The sequence below is a fragment of the Nonomuraea marmarensis genome (genome assembly GCF_043197025.1).
Lineage (GTDB): Bacteria > Actinomycetota > Actinomycetes > Streptosporangiales > Streptosporangiaceae > Nonomuraea > Nonomuraea marmarensis.
Genome location: NZ_JBICRM010000032.1, coordinates 1 through 13,985, shown reverse-complemented (window position 1 = coordinate 13,985; position 13,985 = coordinate 1). Strand labels below are relative to the sequence as shown.

At 69.9% G+C, this 13,985-nt stretch carries 12 protein-coding genes; 4 read left to right on the top strand and 8 right to left on the bottom strand.

From position 1 onward, the window contains the following. Positions 1–18: 18 nt before the first annotated feature. Entirely contained in the window at positions 19–726 is a 708-nt protein-coding gene (locus tag ACFLIM_RS37560; RefSeq protein ID WP_393173187.1) for a Crp/Fnr family transcriptional regulator, read from the bottom strand. A 179-nt stretch (positions 727–905) separates the two neighbouring features. Here ACFLIM_RS37560 and ACFLIM_RS37555 point away from each other — a divergent pair, with 179 nt between their 5' ends. Further along, a complete protein-coding gene (locus ACFLIM_RS37555; RefSeq protein ID WP_393173185.1) occupies positions 906–1,475 on the top strand; it encodes an RNA polymerase sigma factor in 570 nt (189 codons plus the stop codon). 1 nt (position 1,476) lies between these two features. On the opposite strand, the gene ACFLIM_RS37550 is transcribed toward ACFLIM_RS37555, so the two are convergent. From ACFLIM_RS37550 to ACFLIM_RS37525, 6 genes are all read right to left on the bottom strand, one after another. Further along, positions 1,477–2,745, bottom strand: coding sequence for a hypothetical protein (locus tag ACFLIM_RS37550; protein ID WP_393173183.1), 1,269 nt, complete (start codon positions 2,743–2,745; stop codon positions 1,477–1,479). Between the two features lie 169 nt (positions 2,746–2,914). Continuing rightward, positions 2,915–3,334: a hypothetical protein gene (locus ACFLIM_RS37545; protein WP_393173181.1), complete on the bottom strand. Its 420-nt coding sequence runs from the start codon at positions 3,332–3,334 to the stop codon at positions 2,915–2,917. 115 nt (positions 3,335–3,449) lie between these two features. Continuing rightward, positions 3,450–5,414 (bottom strand): beta-galactosidase, encoded by a 1,965-nt coding sequence (locus tag ACFLIM_RS37540; protein WP_393173179.1) that lies wholly within the window; start codon positions 5,412–5,414, stop codon positions 3,450–3,452. Positions 5,415–5,425: 11 nt separating this feature from the next. Beyond that, positions 5,426–6,268, bottom strand: a complete 843-nt coding sequence (locus ACFLIM_RS37535; RefSeq protein ID WP_393173177.1) for a carbohydrate ABC transporter permease — start codon at positions 6,266–6,268, stop codon at positions 5,426–5,428. After that, positions 6,265–7,233, bottom strand: a complete 969-nt coding sequence (locus ACFLIM_RS37530) for a carbohydrate ABC transporter permease (protein WP_393173175.1) — start codon at positions 7,231–7,233, stop codon at positions 6,265–6,267. The genes ACFLIM_RS37535 and ACFLIM_RS37530 overlap by 4 nt, the downstream gene beginning before the upstream one ends. Position 7,234: 1 nt before the next feature. Further along, positions 7,235–8,443: a sugar ABC transporter substrate-binding protein gene (locus ACFLIM_RS37525; protein WP_393173173.1), complete on the bottom strand. Its 1,209-nt coding sequence runs from the start codon at positions 8,441–8,443 to the stop codon at positions 7,235–7,237. Between the two features lie 216 nt (positions 8,444–8,659). Between ACFLIM_RS37525 and ACFLIM_RS37520 the strand changes: the two genes are divergently transcribed. Continuing rightward, positions 8,660–9,796 (top strand): ROK family protein, encoded by a 1,137-nt coding sequence (locus ACFLIM_RS37520; RefSeq protein WP_393173171.1) that lies wholly within the window; start codon positions 8,660–8,662, stop codon positions 9,794–9,796. Positions 9,797–9,890: 94 nt separating this feature from the next. After that, positions 9,891–12,017: a discoidin domain-containing protein gene (locus ACFLIM_RS37515; RefSeq protein WP_393173169.1), complete on the top strand. Its 2,127-nt coding sequence runs from the start codon at positions 9,891–9,893 to the stop codon at positions 12,015–12,017. Here ACFLIM_RS37515 and ACFLIM_RS37510 read toward each other — a convergent pair. Then, positions 12,014–13,177: an alpha-hydroxy acid oxidase gene (locus ACFLIM_RS37510; RefSeq protein WP_393173167.1), complete on the bottom strand. Its 1,164-nt coding sequence runs from the start codon at positions 13,175–13,177 to the stop codon at positions 12,014–12,016. The two genes, ACFLIM_RS37515 and ACFLIM_RS37510, sit on opposite strands and share 4 nt — an antisense overlap. Positions 13,178–13,277: 100 nt before the next feature. Between ACFLIM_RS37510 and ACFLIM_RS37505 the strand changes: the two genes are divergently transcribed. Continuing rightward, positions 13,278–13,880, top strand: coding sequence for an HD domain-containing protein (locus ACFLIM_RS37505; protein ID WP_393173165.1), 603 nt, complete (start codon positions 13,278–13,280; stop codon positions 13,878–13,880). Positions 13,881–13,985 lie beyond the last annotated feature (105 nt).

The following is a 13,985-nucleotide window of genomic DNA, read 5'->3' as shown; positions in this document are numbered from 1 at the left end:
CCCGTACTCCAGATTCGGTCAGAGTCCACCCCGTTTTCGCAGGGCGGCGACGTCCAGCAGCGTGATGGTCCGGCCTTTGACGGCGATGAGGTTCCTCGACACGAGTGACTGCAGGGCCCGGTTCACCGCCGGTCGCGACGCGCCGATCAGCGCGGCGAGGTCCGACTGGGTCAGCCCGGGCAGGTCCACCACCCCGTCGGAGTGCCCGTGCTTGTCGGCCAGCTGCAGCAGCAGCTTGGCCAGCCGCCCGCCCAGGTCGAGGAAGGCCAGGTCGGCGGCCTGGTCGGTGAGCCTGCGCACCATGTGGCCGAGCATCCGCAGGAACTCGTCGGCCAGCCCAGGATGCTCCCGCATCAGCTCCAGCAGCCGCGCCCTGGGCAGCGCGAACACCCACGCGGGCCGCACCGTGACGATCGACGCCGACCGCGGTGAGCCGTCCAGCAGCGCCATCTCGCCGAAGGTGTCTCCCCGGCCCAGCATGTTGAGCACGATCTCGTCGCCGTGCTCGGTCGTGAACACCACCTTCACCAGGCCGTCCAGCAGCACGTAGAGGGACTCTCCCGGGTCCCCCTGATGGAAGATGATCTGCCCGGACCGGTATCTCCGCGCCAGTCCGGCTCGCGCCGTGCTCTGGATGCCGCTCTCTCCGAGTACGCGGAACAGCGGGATCTCCGCCAGCACGGCCGCCACCGGCTCTTCCTGTGGAACCCCGCCGCGCCCGCTCATGCAAGAACTTTAGGCCGCAATCCGCGCTTGGGCAGTATGTGGTAAGCGATCTCCCGAATGTGACGAGGAACACATCCGCACTGTGTCGTCCGAGACAGACCCGGCGGACCGCTCGGCGGAGCGTGGACCTGCCGGCCGGTAATGGCCCCCCGAGTACCCGGACCGGCAGGGAGCTGGACATGTTGGAGACCATCGAACGCCCCGACACCGCGGCCCTGGTGTCGGCGGCGCAGGACGGCGACGCCGAGGCATGGGAACGGCTGATCGAGGAGTTCACCCCCATGCTCAGGGCCCGCATCCGCCGCTTCAGGCTCAACCACGAGGACGCCCAGGACGTGCTGCAGACCACCTGGCTGCTGGCCTGGCAGAACCTCAGGAGCGTCGAGGACGGCCAGCGGATGGCGGGCTGGCTGGCCACGATCGCCTTCCGCGAGTGCCTCAAGCTCACCAAGCGGACCAGGGAGATCTGCACCCCCGACCTCGACTCCATCGGCAGCACGGACGACGTGGACAGGGAGCTGGCCAGGATCTGGCTGGCCGGCACGCTGGCGGAGCTGGTCGAGGAGCTGCCGGCAGCGCAGCGGGTCCTGTTCAGAGCGCTCACGGAAACCTCCGAGCCGCACTATGTGGACGTGGCACGCAGGCTGGGCAGGCCGGTAGGGAGCATCGGGCCCACCCGAGCCCGCACGTTCGCGAAGCTACGCGGGCTCCTGCAAGCCCGCGAGATCACCAGAGACTTCCTGGACTGACTTACTTCGCGGTCGGGTCAAGCTGGATCGCCTCCAGGAACGGCTCGAAGTCGAAGTGCGCCATCTCGTACGCGTCCGGGTCGCTCTCCATCGGATAGAGGTAGACCTTGCGCCGGATCGCAGGCAGCGCGGGGTTGCTCTCGAACATGTCGCTGACGGCCTGGGGGACCAGCCCCCGCTCCATCTCCTCCGCGAGGCCGTCGGCGACCGCCTGCTCGAAGGGGACGTCGTAGAGCGCGGCCACGTTCTGGTAGACGCGGAAATAGCTGACGATGAAGCGCATGCGGTCGGGGTAGGACACCCAGTCGGCCACCCCCGCCGTGGACGCCTCCTGGTCCTCGGTGATGAACTCCTCGGCCAGCTTGCGTACCTTCTCGTGCTGGATCGGCGCCCACATCTTCGCCAGGTCCACGCCCGCCGGGGCCGTGAGCGGCTTGCCGACCTTGATGTCACTGAGTGGCGTCTTCACGGCGAACAGGTGGCGGGTGTAGAGCGAGGACCACTTGTCCTCCAGCCAGCGCGTCAGCCACGGCTGGTCCTGGTGCGGCGCGTTGTAGAGGCGGAACCTGGGGAAGCGCCGCCGGGTCACCAGCGAGCGCAGCGACCGCCACGACACCCGCGTCAGCCATCTGACCGGCCGGTAGAGCACCAGCTCCAGGGCCTTCTGCGCGCGTGCCTGCTCGTAGGCGGACAGGGCGATGTTGGCCCCGAACATCAGCTCGGCCCGGACCGCGTGGTCGGTGGCCTGCTTCGCCTCGATCAGGAGTTGCGCGGCGTCCTTCAGGTAGCGTGCGTCGGCTTCGGACAGCAGGTCCGTGAGGAACTCCGGCGGCGTCGGCGTCAGGTCGGACTCCGGGCTCACCTTGAGGTAGCGGTCGGGCGTGTCGTTCCACAGGTTGACCGCCAGGCTGGCCGTCTCCAGGAAGATCGCCCGGTTGGCCAGCGCGAGCCCCAACTCGTAGCTGGGGCCGAGCAGGGTGAGCAGCACCGCCCTGAACATCCTCCGGAAGCGGGCCGGCACCCTGAACCGGCGGCCGAAGTCCATGATGAACGGCGAGTTCGGGCTGAGGTCGAGGCTCTCACCCACGGCCTTGGAGGTCCAGGTGGCGTAGCAGTACCAGTTGTTCGTGTCCTTGCCCAGGTGCTGGGCGAGGTCCCCGGCGACGCGGTGGTAGCTGTAGGCGATGACCAGCGCTTGGAGTGCCGGGCTCCGGTCCTTGTAGGCGGCGATCCGCAGCACGTCGTCCGCGGTCATCGGAGTGTCGGACATGGGGTCTCCCGTTTTGTGGTCCCTTCGCCTCAAGGAGATAAGAGCGTCCTGGGAGGCGTCAGATACACGGCGGCCGGTGTTGCCCCGTGGCCGCCAGCCAGGAGCGTAGGGCGCGCGACTTGCGAGGTGCTTGCAGCCGCCCCGGGTGGACCGCCCGGGGCGGCCGCCGTCATTCCTTCACCATAATCTTGCTGATCACCACGAATCCGCCGAGCGCCCCCGCGGTGCCGGCGGCCGTCGTGGTGGTGAGATTGACCACCAGGTCATATGTGCCAGGGGCGAGTTGGCCGCGCATCGGAATCGAGGCGGTATATCGGCCCGAGCCAGGGGTGAAGGTCAGCTCCACCGGTGGTGAGGGATGCCTCGACTCACCGCCTCCCAGCAGGTCGGCGATGATCTCCAATTGCCAGCGTCCCGCCAGCCAGTCGACGAGTTCGCCGGTTACCTCCCAGCTCACATCGATGGTCCAACCCTCGCCACGCCGGACGACGTTCGTCGGCTGGGCGCCCGGATCGACAACCTGGCCATGGAGAATACCGGCCAGCTGCTCGGCCGGTACTTTCATCACTTGAAATTCTCCAGTCGCCATTTCTCTCTCCTTTCCGGTGGGACCCAGGTCCCCGTGTGAAGGAGCAGAGCGATGACACCGGCAGGTAAATACGCCCCCTTCCAGCGATACTTCTGCGATAAACGCCGGATTTTCGTCAGGCTCGCGTTCCGCCGATCCTGATGAGGTCCCCGGGGCCCGAGGCGCCGACGCGCACGCCGTTCAGCCGCACGCTCGCTTCCACCGCGCACGACAGGTAGGCGTTGATCCCCTTGACCACCAGGTCGCCGAGCTCACCGCCGGCCAGGCGCAACACCGCCGCGCCGCCTTCCGCGGCGACGACCTCCACGGTCCCGTACGGGGTGCGCACGCCGATCGGGCCCTCGTTCCCGGTCTGGACGAGCACCGTGAGGTAGTGCACGTCCCGGCCGGGATGGCTGCGCAGGAACACGTCGGCGTCGCCGTACAGGATCGGGCTCTCAGCGGAGTCCGGCGGGGGAGCCGACGGGGTGAGCAGGGCACAGGGGGCCATGGTCTCGTCCACCGTGGGAGCGGGCCCGTCCACCAGCACCCGGCCGCCCGCTTCGGTGTAACCGGCGAGCAGTTGCTGCACGCGCCGGTGCATGAAGGGGCCGCCGGGCACGGTGACCGTCCGGTACGCGGCCAGCTCCTCGAGCGTCGTGTTCTCCAGGTCGAGGACGGCGTAGTCCAGGCCGCGGGCGCGCATGCGCTCGTGGAAGGCGCGCAGCGGGCGGCCGCACTGCGGACCCTCGGGCCCCGACAGGGCGGCGATCCCGGCGTACGGCAGGTAGAGCCCGAAGGCGTCGTCCGTCACCCCCGCGCACTCCAGGAACTCCGTCCCGTGCCGGGCGAAGAAGTCCGCCAGTGCCCGCACCACGGGCGCCTTGCCGGTGGCCGTGCCGTTCGCGTCGATGGGCGCGCAGTCCGGGTACGGCCCCACCTGCGCCGCGTCGAGCTCCGGCGCCCAGCCCGAGGTGGCGACCCCGGTGTAGATGTTGAACCCGGTCGCCCCCGCCGCCAGCGCCAGCAGCGACTGGTGGAAGCTGGTGGCCGCATCGATGTAGGCCGGGTGGTAGAGCTGGGAGAAGCCCCAGTTCTCCTCCAGGTTCGGCCCCGGCGCGCGCTTGGCGGCGATCACGTAGCGGGCCTGCGAGTCGCGGTCCTGCGACACGACCCCCATCCAGTTGGTGAACCCGTAGCAGATGTCGCCCCACAACTCCGGCCTGACCCTGGCCAGCCAGTCGTCCAGCTCGGGCACGGTCGGCGGGTTCAGGTTGACCATGACGGGCAGGTCGGAGCCGACGGCCTGCGCCCAGACGCGGTAGACCTCGGCCAGGTATTCGGCGTGGAAACGCCCCCAGTCGGCCTTCGCGAGCAGGCCCGCGGTCCCGGTGGGCGGCTCGACGCCGGCCCAGTCGCCGTACGACGTCCCGTGGACCCTGTTGTACGCCTCCAGCCCTCCATACCAGGCCCGCAGCCGGTCACGGAAGAACGACACCCCGGAAGGACTGTAGTCGTAGGCCGTCAGCGGCAGCGCCCCGCTGGTGTAGATGCCCTCGTTCGCGATCTGCAGCGCGATGACAGGACCCTCGGCCGCGAGCACCTCCTTGCCCACCGCCGACAACCACTGCGTGGCCCTGGTCAGGAACGCGGCCCCGAGCGGCGCGGGCAGCGCCCGGCCCACCGACCCGTCCATCCAGCGCGAAGGGCTGCCGGAGGCGTCCAGCAGCGGCTCGATCGAGGGATCAGCGTCCGGGCACACCCAGTCGGGCAGCCCGCCGTAGCTCACCTCGGCATGGATGAACGGGCCCGGCTTGGCGATCACCCGCAGCCCCAGCTCGTGACAGAGCGCCAGGAAGCCGATGACGTTCCTGGCCGGATGGGTGGCGCCGGTGAAGTCGGGAGCCGTGCCCGGGTCCGGCTGGTGGTGCCGCCAGGGCAGGTAGCAGGTGACCACCTCGATCCCGAGCTCGTCCCGTACGGACCGCAGCCGGTCGGCCCAGACGGCCGGGTCGTCGCGGTAGTAGGGATAGTCGGCGGTGACGAGCACCCGCGGCACGCCGTCGACGACGGCGACCCCGTCGCGGACCTCGATGATCACTCTGTTCCTCCTCAAGCCTTGAGACCGGTGAACGCTATGCCCTGCAGGATGCGCCGCTGGAAGATCAGCAGCACCACGATCACGGGCACGACGGCGAGCGTGGCGCCCGCCATGATGTAGTAGGCGCGCCCGCCGTCCGGACTGGCCACGAGCTGCTGCAACGCCAGCGGCAGCGTGTACAGCTCGGGATCGTTGGTCACGACCAGCGGCCACACCAGGTCGTTCCAGTGGAACAGGAAGCTGGTGATGGTGACGACCGCCAGTACCGGCTTCGACAGCGGCAGCACGATCCGCCAGAAGATCTGCATCCGGCCCGCGCCGTCGATCAGCGCGGCCTCCTCCAGCTCGGCCGGGATCGACAGGAAGAACTGCCGCAGCAGGAAGATGTCGAGCACGGAGGCCACGTTCGGGACGATGAGCCCCCACCCGGAGTCGAACATGCCCAGCGCCTGCGTGACGTGGAGGCGCGGCACCAGCAGCGTGATCGTGGGCACCATCATGCCGCCGAGCATGATGACGAACAGCTTGTCGCGCCCCGGGAACGGGATCCGCGCGAACGCGTACGCCGCCAGCGCGTCCACCAGCAGCTTGGCCGGCACCAGGATCGCGGTCACCCACACGCTGTTGACGAACGCGGAGCCGAGCCCGCCCACGTTCAGCACGTAGTCGTAGTTGTCCAGCGTCGCGGCCCACTCGCCGGTCTTCTTGTCCAGCGGCAGCAGGCTGGGCACCTTGGTGTAGATGTCCGGCCCGTGCTTGACCGAGGTCGCCAGCATCCACACGAACGGCACCACCGACACGGCCGCCAGCAGCACCAGCGCCACGTAGATGGAGACCTTGCGGCCCTTCGTCATGACGCCTCCTGCCTGACGAACCTGAACTGCAGCGCCGTGACGATCATGATGAAGACGAGCAGGATGAACGACATCGCGCAGGCCGCCCCCATCGCGTCGTAGCGGAACGCGAAAAGGTAGAGGTGCAGCACGTACGACAGCCCGGATTGTTCGGGGCCGCCGGTGACGCTGCGCCCGCTGCCGGAGAAGATCACGTACACCAGGCCGAACACCTGCAACGCCGCGATCACCCCCGTCACCAGCAGGTAGAACGTGGTCGGCCGGAGCATCGGGAAGGTCACCCGCCAGAACCGCTGCCAGGGACCGGCCCCGTCGATGATCGCCGCCTCCTGGATGGCGCCGGGGATGCCCTTCAGCCCCGCCAGATAGATGATCATCGAGATGCCGCACTGCCAGGTCGCGATGAACGCCAGCGCGGGGATGACCAGCTCGGGGGTGTTGAGCCAGTTCTGCCCCGGGATGCCGAACAGGCCGAGCACCGAGTTGATCAGGCCGTACTGCGGGTCGTAGAGCCAGCGCCAGATGGCGCCGACCGCGGCCTCGGCCGTGACGACCGGCAGGAACAGCAGCAGCCTGAACAGGTTCGCGCCGCGCCTGATCGCGTTCAGCAGCAGCGCCTGCACCATCGCGGCCACCATCGTCATCGGCACGGCGAGCAGTGTGTACTGCAGCGTGACCTGCACCGACTTCCAGAAATGCGGGTATTTCACGTCGTCGAAGAGCAGGTCCGTGTAGTTGGACAGGCCCACCCAGTTGGCGTCCGAGCGCAGGTTCCAGTCGGTGAAGCTGTAGTACAGGGCCGACAGAGCCGGATACAGCAGGAAGATCACGAAATAGGCGAGCGCCGGGGTGATGAGGAGCCAGCCGATGAGATGGTCACGGCGGCGGGCGACCGGGCGACGGCGGGCCCGCCTCCCGGGGCCCGGCGCCAGCCCCGGCTGGTCCGCCAGCACGGGTGCCGTCACGTCAGCTGTTCCATCCGAGCAGCGACCGGGTCTTGGCGGCCGCGTCCGTCAGCGCCTGCTGGGCGGTGGCCTTGCCGGTCAGCGCCGTCTCGATCGCCGGGGCGATGATCTCGTCGTTGACCTGGATCCACTGCGGCACCGCCGGCCGGGCGTGCGCCACCTTGAGCTGCTCCAGGAACGCCGCCTGCTCGGGGCCGGCCTCGACCGCCTGCGCCTTGAGGTTGACGGGGAAGCCGCCGAGCGCGTCGGCGAGAGGACCGTTGTTCTGGGCGTTGGTCAGGAACGCCAGCCACTTCCACGCCAGATCGGCGTTCTTGCTGGTGTTGAAGACCACGGAGTCCTCGCCGCCGATGTTGCCGGCCGGCTCGGTCTTGTACGGCAGCGGCGCCACGCCGAAGTCGATGTCCGGGAAGTCGGTGTGGATCGTCGGCACGTCCCAGGGACCGGAGATCGTCATGGCCGCCAGGCCGTTCTCGAACGGCTTGTCCGAGTCGGTGATCTTGCGCGGCGACGACTTCAGCAGGTCCACCCAGAGCTGCAGCGCGTCCACCGCGGGCTGCTGGTCGAACAGCACCTTCTTGCCCGCGTCGTCGACCATCTGGCCGCCGGCGCCGTGCACGATGCCGGGGAACATCCAGGCGCCGTAGCCGTCGCCCTTGGGCACGTTCATGCCGGCCACGTTCGCGTCGGCGGCGTGCACCTGGGCGGCCACCTGCTTGAGCTCGTCCCAGCTCTTGGGCGGGGTCGGGACCAGTTTCTTGTTGTAGAACAGGGCCACGCAGGTCTGGTCGGCGGGCAGGCCGTAGAGCTTGCCGTTGGCGCGGTTGGTGTCGAGCGCGCCCTTGTAGTAGTCGGCCTCGGCGATCAGGCTGGCCGGCACCTCCTTGATCGTGCCGTCCAGCGCGTACTTGGAGACCAGGGGCTGGTCGAGGATGCCGGCGTCGGGTGCGCTCTTGCTGGCCACGGCGCTGCCGAGCTTGGTGTTGTAGTCGTCCTTCGGGATCTTGACGAGCTTGACCGTGACACCGGGGTTGGCCGCCTCGAAGTCCTTGCGGAGCTTCTCGATGACCTGGCCCGCCTGCGGCGTGCGATCTTGGTACATCCAGAAGGTCAGCTCCTTGTCCGACCCCTGGCTGCCGCCGCCACCGCAGGCGGCCAGCCCGGTCGCGAGTACGGCCGCGACGGCGCCTCGCACAAGTCCTCGGCTCATTGTCATCTCCTCATCGGGGGGATGGCCAGACCATAATCTAAGCTCCGAATAAAGTCAGGACCCGCCTGGAAACGCTTCGGTAACGTCGCGGTCATGGGCCTGGCTTAGGGCGGCCTTCGAGCCTTGAACTAACATGGCGAGCGGATTCGGGAGAGGACGCGAATGGGCACGTCAGGGCGCAGGACCGTACGGGATCTTCGCAGGGGGAACCGGGCGATGCTCCTGCGCGCGCTGTACTTCGGCGGCCCGGCCAGCCGCAACGAGCTGTCCGCCGCGACCGGCCTGAGCTCGGCCACGGTCAGCACCATGACCGGCGACCTGCTCGCCGACAACGTCATCGTCGAGGCGGGCCAGGTGGAGTCCGACGGCGGCCGCCCCCGCGTGCTGCTCAAGGTCAACCCCGCCTTCGGGTACGCCGTCGGCGTCGACGTGGGCGAGACCCAGGTCCGGGTCGAGCTGTTCGACCTGGAGATGAAGGAGCGGGCCAGGGCGCACTACGCGGTCCGCTCGGCCAAGCACGACCCCGAGCTGGTCGCCCGCCACATCCTGACCGGCGTCGACGCGGTGATCGCCGAGGGCGAGGTGGCCGCGGACCAGGTGCTCGGCGTGGGCGTCGGCGTGCCCGGCATCGTCGAGCCGGGCCCCGACGCGCTGGTGCGGGCCAAGACGTTCGGCTGGCAGGCAGTGCCGCTGGGCGCGCTGCTGCGGGCCGGCAGCTCGCTGCCGCTGTACGTGGACAACGGCGCCAAGACCATGGGGCAGGCCGAGCTCTGGTTCGGCTCGGGCAAGGGCACCCGCGACGCGATCATCGTGCTGATGGGCTCCGGCGTCGGCGGCACGATCGTGACCGACGGCGAGATCTACCGCGGCGCGGGGAAGGCGGCGGGCGAGGTCGGCCACCTGAAGATCGTCGCGGGCGGCCGGACCTGCCGGTGCGGGGCCCGCGGCTGCCTGGAGGCGTACCTGGGCGCGGAGGCGATCCTCGACCGCGCGGGCGTGGTCGCCGACTCCGCCGACGAGGAGGCGGCGCTGGCGCGGCTGCTCGAAGCGGGCTCCCCGGTCATCGACGAGACCGTCGAGCTGCTGGGGGTCGGCCTGTCGAGCCTGGTGCACCTGTTCAACCCCGAGCGCATCGTCATCGGGGGCTGGGCGGGGCTGATGCTGGGCGGGCGGCTGCTGGCGGAGATCCGCGCGGCCACCGCCGCCAACACGCAGGCGCAGCCGTTCCAGCCGGAGACGGTCGTGCTCGGCCGCCTCGGTCCCGACGCCGTGGCACTCGGCGCGGCCACGCTGGTGATCGAGCCGTTCTTCGGGGGTGTCGCGTTTCGGGGATCCGTCCCAACTATTGCGTAAGTGTTAAATAAAGCATTGACACAAGTCTCGGGCGCAGTCACGCTCGGCTCGATAGAGCGCTCTCTCACCACCCCCCAGTTCGTGAGGAGAAGCAGTGCACCCCCGCCGAAGTCCCGCCCTCATCTGGGCTCTCATCGTCGCGCTGATCCTGCCGGCCCTGGTCGCAGGGCCCGCGCAGGCCGCCGACCCGCTCCTGTCACAGGGCAGGCCCGCCACCGCCTCGTCGGCCGAGAACGCCGGCACGCCCGCCTCGGCCGCCGTGGACGGCAACACCGGCACCCGCTGGTCCAGCGCCTTCAGCGACCCGCAGTGGCTCCAGGTGGACCTGGGCGCCACCGCCACCGTCACCAGCGTGACGCTGCGCTGGGAGGCCGCTTACGCCAGGGCCTTCCGCATCCAGGTCTCGCCCGACGCCTCGACCTGGACGGACATCTACTCCACCACGACCGGCACGGGCGGCACGCAGACCCTGACCGTGTCCGGCAGCGGCCGCTACGTCCGCATGTACGGCACCACCCGCGCCACCGGCTACGGCTACTCGCTCTGGGAGTTCCAGATCTACGGCACCACCTCGGCCCCGCCCGCCGGCGGCGACCTCGGCCCCAACGTGCACGTCTTCGACCCGTCGATGTCGTCGGCCAGCATCCAGTCCACGCTGAACTCGGTCTTCACCGAGATGGAGTCCAACCAGTTCGGCACCCAGCGCCACGCCCTGTTGTTCAAGCCGGGCAGCTACAGCGTCAACGCCAACATCGGCTTCTACACCTCGATCATGGGCCTCGGCCGCAACCCCGACGACGTCACCATCAACGGCCAGGTCAGGGTGGACGCGGGCTGGTTCGGCGGCAACGCCACGCAGAACTTCTGGCGCTCGGCGGAGAACCTGTCGATCACCCCGTCCGGCGGCACCAACCAGTGGGCGGTCTCCCAGGCCGCGCCGTTCCGCCGCATCCACGTCCGGGGCAACCTCAACCTGGCGCCCACCGGGTACGGCTGGGCCAGCGGCGGCTACATCGCCGACTCCAGGATCGACGGGACCGTGCAGCCGTACTCGCAGCAGCAGTGGTTCACCCGCGACAGCAACATCGGCGGCTGGCTCAACGGCGTCTGGAACATGGTCTTCTCCGGCGTGGCCGGCGCCCCCGCGCAGTCCTTCCCCGACCCGCCGTACACGACGCTCGACACCAGCCCGGTGACCAGGGAGAAGCCGTACCTGTACGTGGACGCGTCCGGCAACTACCAGGTCTTCACCCCGGCCCTGCGGCAGAACTCGCGCGGCGCGAACTGGCCGGGCGCCGGCACCTCGATCCCGCTCACCCAGTTCTACGTCGCCAAGCCCTCCGACACCGCGGCCACCATCAACGCCGCGCTCGCCTCGGGGCTGAACCTGCTGTTCACGCCCGGCATCTACCACGTCAATCAGACCATCAACGTCAACCGGGCCAACACCGTCGTGCTCGGCCTCGGCTACGCCACGATCATCCCCGACAACGGCGTCGTGCCGATGCGGGTCGCGGACGTGGACGGGGTCAAGGTGGCCGGGCTGCTGTTCGACGCGGGCAGCGTCAACTCGCCGATCCTGATGGAGGTCGGACCGTCGAGTTCCGCGGCCGCGCACGCCGCCAACCCCATCTCGATCCAGGACGTGTTCTTCCGCATCGGCGGCGCCCACGCGGGCAAGGCCACCACCAGCCTCGTCGTGAACAGCGACAACACGATCATCGACCACATCTGGGCCTGGCGCGGCGACCACGGCACCGGGATCGGCTGGACCGTCAACACCGCCGACACCGGGCTGATCGTCAACGGCGACGACGTCACCGCGTATGGGCTGTTCGTCGAGCATTACCAGAAATATCAGGTCATCTGGAACGGGCAACGCGGGCGGACGATCTTCTTCCAGAACGAGATGCCGTACGACCCGCCCAACCAGGCCGCCTGGATGAACGGCTCCACCCGGGGCTACGCGTCGTACAAGGTCGCCGACTCGGTCACCTCGCACGAGGCGTGGGGGCTGGGGGCGTACTGCTACTTCAACGTGGATCCCAGCATCGTGGCCGAGCGCGGCTTCGAGACGCCCGCCAGGTCGGGCGTGCGCTTCCACGACCTGCTCACCGTCTCGCTCGGAGGGAACGGGACGATCGCGCACGTCATCAACAACACGGGAGGCCCGGCACAGGGCACGGACACGGTCCCGGTGAAGGTGGTCACCTTCCCCTAGCGCAGGCGCACCAGGTCCGGGCTCAGCTCGGCGACCCCGGCGGCGCCCAGCAGTTGCAAGGTGCGTACGAGCTCGGCGTGCAGCAGGTCGAGGACCCGCGTCACGCCGGGCTCGCCGCCGGCCATCAACCCGTACAGGTAGGCGCGGCCGACGAAGCACGCCTTCGCGCCGAGCGCGACCGCGGCGGCGACGTCGGCCCCGCTGCGGACCCCTCCGTCCAGGAAGACCTCGGTGCGGTCGCCCACGGCGTTCACCACGTGCGGCAGCAGCTCCAGCGGCGCGGGGGAGCGGTCGAGCTGGCGTCCGCCGTGGTTGGACACGACCAGCCCGTCCACCCCCACGTCGGCCAGCTCCTTGGCGTCGTCCACCCGCTGCACGCCCTTGACCAGCAGCGGCCCCTGCCACGCCGCCCGGATCCACTCCAGGTCGCTGATCGTCACCGAGGGGTCGAACATCAGGTTCGTGATCCCCGCGAGGTCGTCCGGCGCGCCGTCCACCGTGGCGAACCTCAGGGGCTCGCTGGTGAGGAAGTCGAACCACCACGCCGGCCGCAGCATCGCCTGCAACACGCTGCGCCAATGCAGCGATGGCGGGATCGTCAGGCCGTGCCGCACGTCCCGCAGGCGCGCCCCGGCCACCGGCACGTCCACGGTCACCACCAGCACGTCCATGCCCGCGTCCCGGGCCAGGGCCAGCGTCTCCAGGTTGCGGGCGCGGTCGCGGACGACGTACAGCTGGAACCAGTTCCACCCGCCGGGGGCCGCGGCGGCGACATCCTTGGCGCTCGTGGTGCCCATGGTGGACAGGGTGTAGGGGATGCCCGCGCGCTCGGCCGCCCGCGCCACGGCCCGCTCGCCCTCGCGGTGCATCATCCGGGTGAACCCGGTGGGCCCCAGCACGACCGGCATCCCGATCCGCCTGCCCAGGATCTCCACGGCGGTCGGGGCCTCGGCCACGTCACGCAGCACGCGCGGGCTGAACTCCACCCGCCCGAACGCCTCCACCGCCCTGGCCATCGACCGCTCGCCCTCGGCCGCGCCGTCCACGTAGTCGAACACCATGCGCGGGGCGCGCCTCATGGCGAGCCGCCGCACATCGGCGACGTCGGCCGCGTCCGCCAGCCGCCGCGCCCTGGACATCCGGGGCGCGCGAGGCAGCACGGCCCGCAGCTCCCGCCATCGGGGCAGGCGCCTGGGCTCCTTCGGTGTCGCGTCGATGCCCAGGACGCTATCAAACGGTCTTGGCGCGTACGGTGGGGTGGTGATCGACTGGACCGCGCTCGCGGGCGACTCGCCCGCATCCAGGGCTCTGGGGGCGGAGCTGGTGGCCCGCTGGTCCGAGCCGCATCGCCGCTACCACACCCTCGACCACCTGGCCGCCGTCCTGGCCGCCGCCGGCCTGCTCGCGGACGAGGCGGACGACCTCGCGGCGGTGCGGCTCGCCGCCTGGTTCCACGACGCCGTCTACGACGGGAGACCGGGCTGGGACGAGGAACGCAGCGCCCAGCTCGCCCAGGCCCGCCTGCCTCGGTGCGGGGTGCCCTCGGGGCGGATCGCCGAGGTGGCCAGGCTGGTACGCCTCACCGCCGCCCACGACACCCTGGCCCCCGGCGACCGGAACGGCGCGGTCCTGTGCGACGCCGACCTGGCGGTGCTCGGCCGTTCCGGATACGACGACTACGCGGCCAGGATCCGGCAGGAGTACGCCCACGTACCCGATGACCTGTTCAGGCAGGGCCGCGCCGAGGTGCTGCGCCGCCTGCTGGCCGTGCCGCGGCTCTACCGGACGCGGCGGGCGCGGGAGTTGTGGGAGGGCCCGGCGCGGGCGAACATGACCGCGGAGCTAGCCCCGTTCTCCGCATGATTGTTTACGCGGTCCGCGTCATAGATGGCGGGCTGGTCCGTGGGACAGGTATGAGTGGTCTTTCGGGTCAGCCTCGTCATCGTGCGCGCCGGGGGCGGGCAGAGA